Annotated in this window: 12 protein-coding genes and 1 riboswitch; of the genes, 4 read left to right on the top strand and 8 right to left on the bottom strand. The window is 70.0% G+C overall.

Features of this window, described 5'->3' with window-relative positions:
* Positions 1-3: 3 nt before the first annotated feature.
* Genes AC5L36_RS20060 through AC5L36_RS20050 form a run of 3 tightly spaced genes read right to left on the bottom strand, consistent with a single transcriptional unit; the run spans position 4 to position 3,163 of the window.
* Positions 4-894 carry a carbohydrate ABC transporter permease gene (locus AC5L36_RS20060; protein WP_441215166.1) on the bottom strand — a complete coding sequence of 297 codons (891 nt, stop codon included), beginning with the start codon at positions 892-894 and terminating at the stop codon, positions 4-6.
* Positions 894-1,886 carry a carbohydrate ABC transporter permease gene (locus tag AC5L36_RS20055; RefSeq protein ID WP_441215164.1) on the bottom strand — a complete coding sequence of 331 codons (993 nt, stop codon included), beginning with the start codon at positions 1,884-1,886 and terminating at the stop codon, positions 894-896. The genes AC5L36_RS20060 and AC5L36_RS20055 overlap by 1 nt, the downstream gene beginning before the upstream one ends.
* Positions 1,887-1,891: 5 nt before the next feature.
* Complete coding sequence (locus AC5L36_RS20050) at positions 1,892-3,163, bottom strand: extracellular solute-binding protein (protein ID WP_441215163.1); 1,272 nt, start codon at positions 3,161-3,163, stop codon at positions 1,892-1,894.
* A gap of 221 nt (positions 3,164-3,384) precedes the next feature.
* Between AC5L36_RS20050 and AC5L36_RS20045 the strand changes: the two genes are divergently transcribed.
* Positions 3,385-4,404, top strand: a complete 1,020-nt coding sequence (locus tag AC5L36_RS20045) for a LacI family DNA-binding transcriptional regulator (RefSeq protein ID WP_441215161.1) — start codon at positions 3,385-3,387, stop codon at positions 4,402-4,404.
* 42 nt (positions 4,405-4,446) lie between these two features.
* A riboswitch (ZMP/ZTP riboswitch) is annotated at positions 4,447-4,556 on the top strand.
* Between the two features lie 25 nt (positions 4,557-4,581).
* On the top strand, positions 4,582-5,847 hold the full coding sequence (gene glyA / locus AC5L36_RS20040; protein WP_441215159.1) for a serine hydroxymethyltransferase: 1,266 nt from the start codon (positions 4,582-4,584) through the stop codon (positions 5,845-5,847).
* 60 nt (positions 5,848-5,907) lie between these two features.
* Here glyA and AC5L36_RS20035 read toward each other — a convergent pair whose 3' ends face one another.
* Both AC5L36_RS20035 and AC5L36_RS20030 read right to left on the bottom strand, forming a co-directional pair.
* Positions 5,908-6,378 carry a DinB family protein gene (locus tag AC5L36_RS20035; RefSeq protein WP_441215158.1) on the bottom strand — a complete coding sequence of 157 codons (471 nt, stop codon included), beginning with the start codon at positions 6,376-6,378 and terminating at the stop codon, positions 5,908-5,910.
* Positions 6,379-6,387: 9 nt separating this feature from the next.
* Positions 6,388-7,317, bottom strand: a complete 930-nt coding sequence (locus tag AC5L36_RS20030) for a homocysteine S-methyltransferase family protein (RefSeq protein WP_441215156.1) — start codon at positions 7,315-7,317, stop codon at positions 6,388-6,390.
* A gap of 67 nt (positions 7,318-7,384) precedes the next feature.
* Between AC5L36_RS20030 and AC5L36_RS20025 the strand changes: the two genes are divergently transcribed.
* Positions 7,385-7,993: a TetR/AcrR family transcriptional regulator gene (locus AC5L36_RS20025; RefSeq protein ID WP_441215155.1), complete on the top strand. Its 609-nt coding sequence runs from the start codon at positions 7,385-7,387 to the stop codon at positions 7,991-7,993.
* A gap of 540 nt (positions 7,994-8,533) precedes the next feature.
* Here AC5L36_RS20025 and AC5L36_RS20020 read toward each other — a convergent pair.
* The 3 genes from AC5L36_RS20020 to AC5L36_RS20010 form a co-directional block, all read right to left on the bottom strand.
* Complete coding sequence (locus AC5L36_RS20020) at positions 8,534-11,191, bottom strand: putative bifunctional diguanylate cyclase/phosphodiesterase (RefSeq protein WP_441215154.1); 2,658 nt, start codon at positions 11,189-11,191, stop codon at positions 8,534-8,536.
* 128 nt (positions 11,192-11,319) lie between these two features.
* Positions 11,320-11,592 carry a MoaD/ThiS family protein gene (locus AC5L36_RS20015; RefSeq protein ID WP_441215152.1) on the bottom strand — a complete coding sequence of 91 codons (273 nt, stop codon included), beginning with the start codon at positions 11,590-11,592 and terminating at the stop codon, positions 11,320-11,322.
* A 7-nt stretch (positions 11,593-11,599) separates the two neighbouring features.
* The gene (locus tag AC5L36_RS20010) at positions 11,600-12,685 is read right to left on the bottom strand and encodes a sialidase family protein (protein ID WP_441215151.1); all 1,086 of its coding nucleotides are present in this window, start codon (positions 12,683-12,685) and stop codon (positions 11,600-11,602) included.
* Positions 12,686-12,741: 56 nt separating this feature from the next.
* On the opposite strand from AC5L36_RS20010, the gene AC5L36_RS20005 reads away from it, so the two are divergent.
* A complete protein-coding gene (locus AC5L36_RS20005) occupies positions 12,742-13,107 on the top strand; it encodes a PH domain-containing protein (protein ID WP_441215150.1) in 366 nt (121 codons plus the stop codon).
* Positions 13,108-13,193: the final 86 nt, after the last annotated feature.

Raw genomic sequence — 13,193 nt, 5'->3', positions numbered from 1 at the left:
TAGTTACCCCTTGATGCCGGACAGCGCGATGCCCCTGGTGAAGTGCTTCTGGAAGAACAAGAAAACGATGACGGTGGGCAGGGACGTGAGCAAGGAGGCGGCCATGATGACCGCCATGTGTTGCGGGTTGAACGCGTTGGACGCGTTGAGCCGGGAGAGCGCGACGGGCAGGTTGGCCATGTCGTCGCTCTGCACGATGATGAGCGGCCACAGGAAGTTGTTCCACTCGGCGAGCACCACGAAGATGGCCATCGCGGCGAGCGCCGGCCGCATCAGCGGCATCACCACCCGCCACCAGATCCGCCACTCCCCCGCGCCGTCGACCCGGGCCGCGTGCACGAGGTCGTCCGGGATCGAGCGCATGTACTGCACCAGGAAGAAGACGACGAACGCCTTGGCGAGCGCCGGGATGATGTATCCCTCGTAGCTGTTGAGCCAGCCCAGGTTGCGCACGATGAGGTAGTTGGGGATCAGGCTGACCTGCCAGGGCACCATCATCGAGGCCACGATGACCACGAAGATGAACCGCTTGCCGGGCAGGTCCATCTTGGTCAGCGCGTACGCGGCGAGCGAGGCGAGCAGCAGCGAGAGCACCGTGATGCTGGTGGCGACGACGAGGCTGTTGAACATGAACCGCCCGAAGCCGCCTGGCACGTCGGTGAAGCGCTGGAAGAGGCCGGAAACGATCTGCTCACCCCGTTGGTCGGGGTCGTACTTGGGCTCGTAGAAAGCGTCCACTGTCGGGTCGGTCGGCACGAAGCTCGGTGGGTTCTTGGTCAGCTCCGGCACCGGTTTGAAGGCCGCGGTGACCATCCAGTAGAAGGGCACCAGCATGGTGACGCCGAAGATGTACAGCGGGAGCCGAGCAACGGTCGGCCACAGGTTGCGTCGCATCACAGCTCCCTCAGCGCGCGGGTGACCCGGAGCTGGATCATGCTCACGATGAAGATGATGACGAAGAGCGACCACGCGATCGCGGAGGCGTAGCCGAGCTGGAACTTCGTGAAGCCCATGTCGTAGAGGTACGGCACGAGCATCAGCCCGCTGTCCTGTACGCCGCCGACGGTGCTGACGGCACGGAAGACGATGTAGACCGCCTCGAAGATCTGGAAGGCCGAGATGAGGCTCGTGATCACGACATACGTGGTGACGGGTTTGAGCTGCGGCAGCGTGATGTACCAGAACTGCTGCCACGCGGTGGCGCCGTCGAGCCGCGCCGACTCGTAGTGCTCCTCCGGTATCGCGTTGAGCCCGGCCACGAAAATCACCATGCCGTAGCCGCAGCCGCCCCAGACCGCCATCAGCACCAGGATCGGGATCGTCCAGTGTGGTGTGGCGAGCCACTGCACTGGCTCCGCGCCGAACCAGCCGACCACCGTGTTGGCGAGCCCGAAGTCCTCACCGGAGAAGATCCACCGCCAGATCAGCGCGACCGCGATCGTGGAGGTGACGGCGGGCAGGAAGAACAGCGTGCGCATGATGCGGTCGCGCCAGCTCGTGCCGCGGAAGGCGACCGCCAGAGCCAGCGCCAGCCCGGTAGTGAGTGTCACGGCGGCGGCGACGTAGACGAACGAGTTGACGATCGCCTTGCGGAACCGGTCGTCCTCGAACCACAGCCGCTGGAAGTTGTCGAAGCCCACAAAGGACGGTGGCTTGACGCCGTTGTAGTTCGTGAACGCGAAGTACAGCGAGTTTGCCAGCGGCCACACCAGAAACCCGATGAACAGCACGGCGAACGGCAGCAGCATCAGGTATCCGGGTAGCGCCCGCCGCAGCCGCATGCGCCGCAGGGCGGGCGAGCGCTTCACCCGGCGTACCCGATCGGGACCTTTGGCCCCCGCGGCCGGCGCACCCGGCGCCGGCGCGGTGGTGGTCGGTGTGGCCACGGGCCCTACTTGAGGTTGTTGTTCATGATGGTCGCGGCCTCGGTGAGCGCCTTCTTCGGGTCGACGTTGTCGTTGACGACCGACTGGAGCTTCTTGGTCACCTCGGAGCCGCTGATCTCCCAGCCCTTGCAGTTGGGCGGGCCGCTGATGGTCTCCATCGTGGTCTTGAGCGTCTGCTTCACGTTGTCGGTGGCGTTGAGGCTGTCGACGAGCTCCGGCCGCGGCGAGAGCCACAGCTCACCGCCCTTGTTGAAGGTCTCCTTCTGGACCAGCTGGATGGCCTCGTCCGTGTACAGCCACTTGATGAAGTCGACCGCGGCCTTCGGGAACTTGGAGTAGGACATCACGCCGATGATCCGGCCGCCGACGAACGTGCCGGCGCCCGCGGGACCGGTCGGGAGAGCGGCGACCTGCCACTTGCCCTTGAGGCCCGGGTGTGCGGTGTCGATGCCGTTGACCACCCAGGAGCCGTCGATGGCCATGGCGACGTCGCCCTTGGCGAGGCCCGCGGCGGAGTCGTTGGCGGCCTTCGGCACGCCGAACTTCTTGTACTGCTCGGCCCACTTGGTGGTGGCGAGCACCGCCTGCTCGCTGTCGATGGTGGCCTTGGAGCAGTCGTCGGCGTAGAGGGAGCCGCCGGCCTGCTTGAGCCAGTTGAACCAGGGCAGCCACTCGAAGGTGCTCCAGTTTTCCACCAGCGGGGTCTTCACGCCGGCCGCCTTCAGCTTGGTGATCGCCGAGGTCAGCTCCTCCCACGTCTTCGGCGGGCCGCTCAGCCCGGCCTTCGTGAGCAGGTCGGGGCGGTAGTAGAGGAGGTAGAACGCGTTGTCCAGAGAAACGCCGTATACCGAGCCGTCCTGCGACGTGATCGACTTGAGCACCTCGGGCTGGGTCTTCGCCTTGATGTCGCCGATGTCCTCTTTGTTGAGGTCGATCATGCCGCCCAGCTCGCCGAACTCGATGCCCCACGACATGCCGCCGGAGATGATGTCCGGCCCGGTCTTGGAGGTGGCGGCGGTGAGCACCTTCGCGTGCCCGTCGTCCCAGGAGATCGCCTGCACCTTGATCGTGACGTTGGGGTGAGACTCCTTGTACTTGTCCGCGGCGACCTGGAGCGCCTGGGCGCCCTCGTCGGTGCCGGTGTTCCAGAACGTCAGGGTGGCGGGACCCTCGGCGTCCTGCGCCGGCTCGTCTCCGCCACCGGAGGAGGTGGTGCAGCCGGCGACCAGAGCGGTTATCGCGGCCGCGGCCGTGACGACCGCCAATCGCGTACGCATAAGTGCCTCCACATATGACTAGCGCCACATCATTGATGAGTGTTGACTGAACCGGTTGAGTAGGCACACGGTACGGCCGGCCTCAGACAGTGTCAATGGCGTGTTAACGCCTAGATCAACCTGTAATTTGAAGGTCACTTAACCGGACAAGCGTCCTGCGGCAGACCCGCTCTGACCTGGGCGCGCGGTAGCGTAGGACGGCTTGTGACTAAGGAGCGCCCGTGAAGCGACCCACCATCGCTGACATCGCGCGGCGTGCCGGAGTCTCCAAAGGCGCCGTGTCGTACGCCCTCAACGGGCAGCCAGGCGTCTCCGAGGCGACCCGGCAGCGCATCATCGCGATAGCTCAGGAGATCGGTTTCAACCCCAACAGCGCCGCCCGCGCGCTCTCCGGGGCCACCGCCAACGCGGTCGGCCTCGCCCTGTGCCGTCCGGCGCGCATCCTCGGCATCGAGCCGTTCTTCATGGAGCTGATCAGCGGCGTCGAGGCGGAGCTGTCGGCCCGGTCGTACGCGCTGACCCTCCAGGTCGTCGCCGACCCGGATGCCGAGATCGCGGTGTACCGGCGCTGGTGGGGCGAGCGGCGGGTGGACGGCGTGTTCGTCTGCGACCTGCGGGTCGACGACCGGCGCGTGCCCGTGCTGGAGGAGCTCCAGCTCCCCGCGGTCGTCATCGGCGGCCCCGGCCACACCGGCAGCCTGGCCAGCGTCTGGGCCGACGACGCCGCGGCGCTGGTGGAGACCATGGAGTACCTCGTGGCGCTCGGCCACCGTCGCATCGCGCGGGTCGGCGGCCTGCCGGGGCTGCTGCACACCGAGATCCGCAGGCAGGCGTTCCTCGACGCGGCCGAGCGGCTGGGGCTGGAGCAGTCGCTGACCGTGCCCTCGGACTACACCGGCGAGGAGGGCGCCCGCGCCACCCGCCGCTTCCTCAGCTCGGCCGGCCGACCCACGGCGATCATCTACGACAACGACGTGATGGCCATCGCGGGCCTGTCGGTGGCGCAGGAGATGGGCCTCGCGGTGCCCGGCGACCTGTCGATCGTGGCCTGGGACGACTCGGCCCTGTGCCAGCTCACCCACCCGCCGCTGACCGCGCTGGGCCGCGACATCCCGGCGTATGGCGCACACGCGGCCCGCCAGCTCCTGGCCGCGATCGAGGGCCGGCCGATCGGGGCGTACCAGGACGAGACCGCCCACCTCACGCCTCGGGGCAGCACGGCCGCACCCGCCAGCCGGTAGCCGGCGCCTTCACCACGCCTCGAGAGGTGTTCGCTAAGCTCATCGGGTACTCGCGACTGGCGCATCGAACCCTTTCCGACAGGGTTCGTTGAGGTGGAAGAGACCACCGGGGAGCGACCACGATCGCGGCACCGCGCGCCTGGGTGCCGGTCATCGTCGACATGCCAGGAGTTCGCCGTGCACGAGCCAGCAATCCCACACCTGACCGCCGCCGACCCTGAGCTCGCCCGCCTCGTCGAGGGTGAGGCCGAGCGCCAGCACGACAAGCTGCGCATGATCGCCTCGGAAAACTACGTCTCCGAAGCGGTGCTCGAGGCGAGCGGCACGGTCCTCACCAACAAGTACTCCGAGGGCTACGCCGGCAAGCGTTACTACGAGGGCCAGCAGTTCGTCGACCAGATCGAGACCCTCGCGATCGAGCGGGCCAAGGCGCTCTTCGGCGTCGACCACGCCAACGTCCAGCCGTACTCGGGCTCGCCCGCCAACCTCGCCGTGTACCTGGCGTTCCTCAGCCCGGGTGACACGGTCATGGGCATGTCGCTGCCGATGGGCGGCCACCTGACCCACGGCTGGTCGGTCTCCGCGACCGGCAAGTGGTTCAACTCGGTCAGCTACAACGTCTCCCGCGAGACCGGCCTGATCGACTTCGACGAGGTCCGCGACCTCGCCCGCCGCGAGCGCCCCAAGGTGATCTTCGCGGGTGGCACGGCCATCCCCCGGACGATCGACTTCGCCGCGTTCGCGGAGATCGCCCGCGAGGTCGGCGCGGTGCTCGCCGCCGACATCGCCCACATCGCCGGCCTCATCGCCGGCGGCGCCCACCCGACCCCGGTCGGCCACGCCGACGTCATCACCACCACGACCCACAAGACCCTGCGCGGCCCGCGCGGCGCCATGATCCTCACGACCGAGGAGCACGCCAAGGCCATCGACCGGGCCGTCTTCCCCGGCCTTCAGGGCGGCCCGCACAACCACACCACCGCCGGCATCGCGGTGGCACTCCGCGAAGCCGCCCAGCCGGCCTTCCGCGACTACGCCGCCCAGGTGGTCGCCAACGCCAAGGCCCTGGCCACGGCGCTGATCGAGCGCGGCTTCGACCTCATCTCCGGCGGCACCGACAACCACCTGATCCTCGCCGACCTGACCGGCAAGGGCATCGGCGGCAAGCCCGCGGCCAAGGCCCTCGACCGGGCGGGCATCGAGCTCAACTACAACACCGTTCCGTACGACACGCGCAAGCCCTTCGACCCGTCGGGCATCCGGCTGGGCACACCGGCGCTGACGACGCGCGGCCTGACCGAGGCACAGATGCCGCAGGTCGCCGCGTGGATGGACGAGGCCGTCACGGCCGCGGTGAAGGAAGACGACAGCGCACTCGACCGGATCGCGGGCGAGGTCCGCGACCTGCTCACGTCCTACCCCATGCCCGGCTACAAGGCCTGATCGCTCTTTCCAGACGCCATGGCCGCCGCCCGGCGGTCATGGCGTCTCCTCATGCCCTCTTCAGCCGCTCAGGTCGCCGACCGCGTTCGCGTAGTACAGCGACTCTTCCAGATGGAAGGCGATCTGCCGCGCGGACCAGGCGCCGCCCGGGCGGCGGTCGAGCTCGGCCTCTGTCAAGGCCCTCAGCCGCACGTCGAACACCTGCGCCAGCCGCGTGAGCCGGCTCCGCGCCTCGTCGAGATCCTCGGCGGTGAACATCGCCAGGTCGGCCGGCGTGGTCGACGCGGACGCGTGCCAGGCATCGGGGATGGGAGGCACGCCGGCACGCTGCGCCTCGATCTGCGCCAGGTGGTCGACGAGGTGGTCGGCGACGCGGCGGATGGCCTTGTGTGGCGTGTAGATCCGGTCGTCGACCGACCGCGGCTTGCCGTCCCACGCCGTCCACGTCTCGGCGAGGGCCAGCACCCGCGCGACCATCTCCGTCACCACAGCGGCCGGGTGCCGCTCGTCGACCCGCGGTTCGTCAGACATAGGCGCACCCTAGGCGGAGCCTCCGACATCACCCCACATCGCGGCTACGTGGCGCGCGTCGGTGCCGCAGCAGCCGCCGACGAGGGACAGGCTCGGCAGGCGGGGACGCAGCTCGTCCTGTGCGCGGGCCAGCTCCGCCGGGTCGCCCTCGTCCAGCTCCGTCGCGGCGTCGAGCTCCTCGTGGCTGCGGGTCGACGCGTTCGCGCGGAGTCCGGCGATGCGGGAACGCCAGTCGCCGCCGTCGGTCAGGCCCGGCCCGATGTGGGTGGGGTGAGCGCAGTTGACCATGAAATAGTCGGGCCCGCCCGCGGCGTCGACCTCGATGATGGCCGCGGACAGCGGCGTGCCGTCCGGGAGCCGCCCGTCGCGCTCCACCGTGAACGACACGGCCACCGGCAACCCGGCCGCCCGCGCGGCGCGGACGATGCCGATTGCCTCGCCGGTGCCGGTCAGCGTGAGGACGGTGATTAGATCGGCGCCCGCCTCGGCGAACGCCTCGATCTGTGGCGCGTGGTACGCGGCCGCGTCGTCCGGGTCGATCGCCTCGCCCGCGACGTAGCCGTCTCCGCGCGGCCCGAGGCATCCGCTGATCAGCAGCGGGTCGATGCCGGCCTCGTCGCGCAGTCTCTTGAGCATGGTCACCGATTCGCGGTTGGCGCGGCGAAGCTGGTCGGCCGAGTAGCCGAGCCGGTCGCCCCAGGCCTGGCTGGCCCGCCAGGTCGGCGTCTCCAGCTGGAGCCCGGCACCGGCCCGTCTGGCGATGTCGACGTACTCGCCGTAGTAGCGGGTGAGTAGCTCCCGCCCGCGGTCGTCGGCGACGAGCGGAAACGCGGCGAAGTCCGGCAGGTCGGCTCCGTGGTGGTAGATGAGGTCGGTTTCCAGGCCACCGTCGGTGACGATCGGATGCCCGGACATCTGCGGCAGTGCGGCGGCGGACATGGCTTCCCTCCGTAACAGACTAATCAGTCTGTTTCTAACAGACCAAGCGGTCTGGTACAACCGAGTTGTGCCAAGAGACGGGAACGCGACACGCGAGCGGATCCTCGGCGTCGCCGAGCGGCTCGTGACCGACCAGGGCTACAGCGCCACGTCGGTCGACCAGGTGATCGCCGAGGCGGGCAGCTCCAAAGGCGCCTTCTTCCACCACTTCAGCTCGAAGACCGACCTCGCGGTCCAGCTCGTGGCCCGTTACGTGGCGGCCGACCTGGCCCACCTCGACGCCGGCCTGGCCGCCACCGCGCACATCACGGACCCCGCCGCGCGGGTGGTGGCGTTCATCCGCCACTACGAGGACGGCGCCGACGAGCTCATGGCGGAGCAGAGCGGCTGCCTGTACGCCACGGTGCTGGCGGAGCGCGAGTTCACCGGCGGCGAGATCAACGACCAGGTCGCCAAGGCCACGCGCGTCTGGCGCGACGCCGTGGCCGACCTGCTACGTGCGGCGCTGGCCACCCGCCGACCCGACACAGACATCGACGTCGGCGCCCTTGCCGACCACCTCTACACCACGTTCGAGGGCGGCTTCATCCTGTGCCGCACCTACGCCGACCGCTCCGCGATGCGCGCCCAACTCCGCGTCTACCGTCAGCTCGTCGAGGCACTCCTGCGCATCTAAGGAGCTTCGAAGTAGGGGTCGCGCCGCGATGATCGTTAGCCCAAAATCCGCACTATCCTCGGCGTGTCACATAGCTGTAGGGCTAACGATCACGGCGGCGTCCAAATGCTGAGCACATTTCCGCGAATGGCGGGATGCCTGACCCAAGATTAGTTGATCATGGTGGTTTCGACAGCTCGACTTCGCATAAATGCCGCGTCACACATAACCATACGACCCATGCGAAACTTCGGGACACGTTCGCCGCCACCTTTAGACCGTTTGTCGCTTTCTCGTAGCGCTGCCACAGACGGCCCAAGTAGATCGACCAAGCGATCATGACCCCACCGCAGCCGGCCAACCCTCAAGCCGCGGCCAGCGTGCGAAGCCGAGCCCGTGCCGCAACCGCCCACCAAGACCGCAACAGGCCGACGACGAGCAAGACGGCCCCTCCGGAGCCCGAGGCCCCGCCGGAGGCGCGGTAACCGCAACCAACAGCGGACGGGTGAGGCCGCGGGAGCAACGGAGAGCGACCACGACGGACGTCGCGGTAGCCCAAAGCTAGTTGGACGGCGCGCGATGTTCTTCGAGGAAGGCCTCTACCCGCTCGGCCGGTGCTGGCCTGGCCAGCGCGAAGCCCTGCCCCAGGCCGCAGCCGGCCTCCTGGGCCTGGCGGATCTGGGACATCGACTCCAGGCCCTCGGCGATGATCTCCACGCCAAGCCGGCGGCCCAGGTCGGCGACCACGTCGATCAGCGGGCGGCTGTGGCCCTGTAGGTCGGCCGGGAGCTGGTCGGTGGGTGCGGCGATGATCGAGCCGTCGATCTTCAGGAGGTCGACGGGTAGGCGGCGGAGCTGCTGGAGCGACGCCTGGCCGGCGCCGAAGTCGTCCAGGGCCGTGCGGACGCCCAGTGAGCGGAGCGCCGCCAGCTGGGTGACCACCGCGGCCACGTCGCTGGACAGGCGGGACTCGGCCACCTCAACGACGAGCAGCTCGGGTGAGACCTCGCGTTCGGCCAGGGCGGCCTTGACCCGCGTGACGTAGTCGGCGGCGGAGAGCTCGCGCGGGGAGACGTTGATGGACATCCACAGCTCGCGGCCGGGGACGGTCCAGGCGGCCAGCTGCTTGACGGCGGTGGCGAGCACCCACTGGCCGATCTCCTCGATCAGCCCGAGGTCTTCGGCCACCGGCAGCAGCTCGCTGGGCAGCACGGTGCCGAGCGTGGGGTTGCGCCAGCGCAGCAGTGCCTCGACGCCGACCGGCTGGCGGTCGGGCAGGGAGAGGACCGGCTGGTAGACGAGGTCGAGCTCGCCGCGGCCGGCGGCGCCGGGCAGCTCGCGCTCCAGGTCCATGCGGCGGACCAGCTGCTCTTCCAGGTACGCGTCGTACCACTCGATGCGGTCGCGGCCCATCTGGCGTGCGCGGCGGCGGGCGAGGTCGGCGCGGCGGAGTACGTCGTCGACGTTGTCGCCGCCGGACAGCTCGGCCAGGCCGATGCTGACCTTGAGGTGCACGATCGCGCCGGGGAGCTGGTAGGGCTCGGTGAGGATCGTGAGCAGGCGGGTGCCCAGCGCGTACGCGAGCACCGGGCCCTCGACGGTGACCACCGCGAACTCGTCGCCGGCCAGGCGGGCGGGCAGGTCGTCGGAGCCGACAGCGGTGCGCAGGCGGCGGCCGACCTCGATGAGCACGGCGTCGCCCATCTCGCGGCCGCGCACCTCGTTGACGTCGGCCATGCCGTGCAGGTCGATGACCAGCAGCGCGCCGGTGTGCCCCTCGACCTCGCGCTGGCTCACGATCGTGCGCATCAGCTCGCGGCGGTTGGCGAGGGCGGTCAACTGGTCGGTGAACGCGAGCTGGTGCAGCGTGCGCTCGAGGTGGCGACGCTCGCCAACGTCGCGTACGTGCACGACGAGCGCGGCGACCGCGGGAACGGCGCGCTGGTCACCCACAGTGGACTCGGTGTCGCGCCAGGCACCGTATCCGTCGCGGAGGCGGGCCTCGACCAGCGGCGGGCGGCCCAGCGCCTGGCGCTCGGACAGCACGGCGGTGAGCAGCGAGGTGACCTCGGCCGCGTCATCCGGGTGCATCAACGCCGGGAACGCCCGGCCAACCACGTCCGCGTCGGAGAGGCCGAAGAGGCGGGCCGCGGCGGGCGACTGCCAGCGCACCACGAGGTCATCGTCGACGATCATGATGAGGTCGTTGGCGCCGGCCACGAGCGAGCGGAAGTGTGCCTCCTGCTCGACGAGGCGGCGGGCGAAGCGGCGCACGTCGGCGGCGGCCATGATCTCGCGGACCACGACGGTGGGGATGACCATGAGGCCGATCAGGATCGCCGTGTGGTCGAACTCGCCGACCGTGATCAGATGGTAGAGCGCGGCCAGCATCGCGAGCAGCGCCGGCACGGTCAGCAGCGGATAGCCGGAGAGGCGGGTCTCCGGCTCGTCGGGCGGGACCACCTCGCCGTCGGCGTCCGCGCGGTAGGCGCCGAGCAGCACGAGCACCGGGCCGACCACTACGAGCGCGGCCGGGTAGAGGAGGGCTCGGTCGCTCACGCCGTACGCGATCATCATGGTCTGGATCGCGAGGCCGAGCACGGCGGCGCCAGCGCCGGCGCCACACAGGATGGCGGCGCGGCGGTAGCGGGCGGCACGCAGCGCCGTCACGGTGACGATCGAGAGGCCGCCGACCGCGAAGAGCATGCCGGCCAGCGCGGCCGGTGGCATGCCGCCCGGCGGCGGCAGCAGCCAGCCGGCGAACGCGAGGCTCACGCCGATGCTCACCCCGTCGCAGGCGCGTCGCAGGCGCATGCCGAGGGTGGTGGCCGCGCCGGGAAGCAGGAGGATGCCGAGCACGTACGTGGTGACGGCCGCGCCCAGCCCGACCGCGCTCACCGCGGCCTGGTGCGCGGCGTCGACCTGGGTGAGTGCGAGCGCCGTGAGCCCGCCGGCGAGCGTGCCCAGCCCCAGGAAGCCGGAGCCCCGGCACGGGCCGAAGCTGTGCTGCTTGGCGTGGATCTGGAGGGCGAGACGCCACAGCCGGAACGTCACGAGCGCGGCGATCCCGCTCACGCCCACCAGGAAGCCGAACACGGGAGGGGTGAAGCCACCGAGCGAGCCGGCGAAACACACCAGGGCGGCGGCGACCACCGCGATGTCCACTGTGGGTACGGCGCCGAACCGGGTGCGGGCGCCGGGCGTGTACGGCACTGTCACTGCCGGGTCCTCTTTCGAGGGGGTGAGGGGGACGGCGCGGTTTCGCTTTTGGCGACACCGCACCTATGACCGGTAACGAGTCGCCGGCCACACGGGTTACGGGTGAGTATCGGGGGTGCGGGCCTCGATCATCCTCCCGCCACCGACGGGAGGATCTGCACCTCCCCGCCATCGGCCACGGGCGTGTCCTGCCCATCCGCTAGACGGCAGTCGGCACCGTCCACGTATACGTTGACGTAGCGGCGGACCTCGCCCCGCTCGTCGCGGATGCGCCGCTCCAGCCTGGGCCAGCGCGCGCCGACCTCGTCGAGGACGGCGCGCAGCGTGCCGGCGGCGGCCACGTCCAAACGGGCGGCACCGCCCGCTTCGGCGCGGAGCACACCCGGGACGAGAACGGTCACCACGGGCTCACACCTCCGCCGCCCGTACACAAAGGACGTCGGGGAGGTGGGCGGCGACCTGCGACCACGAGTCACCCTCGTCGCGGCTCGCGTAGACCTCGCCGGAACGGGTGCCGAAGTAGACGCCCGCCGGATCGGCGCCGTCGGCGCACATCGCGTCGCGCAGCACGGACGGATAGTACGGCTCGGTGGGCAGACCCTCGGCGAGCGGCTCCCACGACTTGCCGGCGTCGGCCGAGCGGAACACCCGGCACCGCCGGTCGACCGGGAAGCGCTCGCCGTCGCGTACCAGCGGGAAGTTGTAGATCACCCCGGCCCGGGACGGGTGGGCGACCATCGGGAAGCCGAAGTCGCTGGGCAGCCCGTCCGCGATCGAGCTCCAGCTTGAGCCGCTGTCGTCGGAACGGTAGACGCCGTGGTGGTTTTGCGCGTAGAGGCGGTCGGGATCGGTGGCGTCGCGGGCCACCTTGTGCACGCACTGACCGAACTCGGGCCACTCGTCGGGCAGGAAGTAGGCCCGGATGCCGGTGTTGCTCGGTGCCCAGCTATGGCCGGCGTCGGCCGTGCGGTAGACCCCGCCGGTGGACATCGCCACCAGCATGCGGGCCGGGTCGTCGGGATGCGGCAGCACCGTGTGTATCGCCTGCCCGCCGAAGCCCGCGCCCCACTGCTCGCGGTGCGGGTGGTCCCACAGCTCGCGGATCAGCTCGTAGGTCGCGCCGCCGTCGACCGAGCGGAAGAGCGCGGAGGGCTGTGTGCCCGCGTACACCACGTCGGGCTCGGCGGCCGAGGCGGGCGCGAACTGCCACACCCGCGTGAGCGTGGCACCCGTGTCCTCCGGAAACGCCACCGGCGCGTAGTCGGGCTCCTGCCAGGAGCGCCCGAGGTCGTCGCTGGTGGCCACGCTCGGACCGAAGTGCGAGCTGGTGACCGAGGCCAGCACCCGCGGCGCCGCGCGGCGCCTGTCGATGCCGACCGCGTATATGGCGGTCATCGGGAAGTGCGGGCCGTCGACCCGCCAGGAGCGCCGACCGTCGTCGCTGGTGGCGAGGAAAAGACCCTTTCCCGTGCCGATCGCTAGCAAGGTGGCCATGAGTGCAGACTATGCCCGCTGAGCGGCGCGAAGGGGCCCGTGAAAGTATCGTTCGGGTGAGTACCGACCAGCCAAAACGGATCCGCTTCCGGCCACACGGCGCGATCGCGATCGCGGCCCTCGTCGCCCTGATCGGCGCGGTCCCGCTGGCCAGCGCGGGGTGGTACTACCTGCCCGTCCTGCTGGTGCCGCTCGTGATCGTGGCCTGGGCGCTGCGGGCCGGCACCGACGCCGGCCCGGAGGGGCTGCGCGTGCGCGCCCTGCTCGGCCAGCGTCGCATCGGGTGGTCCGAGGTCAGCGAGCTGGCCGCCGACCGGCGGGGCCGCGTGCTGGCCCGGCTGACCGACGGCCAGGTCGTGCCGCTCACCTCGGTGCGCGACCGCGACCTGCCCCGCCTGGTCGAGTTCGCCAACACCAAGTAGCAGCCCCGAACCCGAAACAGGCGCGGCCACGAAACCCCCATAAAGACCGAGATCTGAGCTACCGCGATGCCCGTCGTGGTCCAGAC

This window comes from Phytohabitans sp. LZ39, from assembly GCF_059359075.1.
Note: the sequence above shows the minus strand (reverse complement) of the source record. Positions and strands in the feature narration are given on the sequence as shown.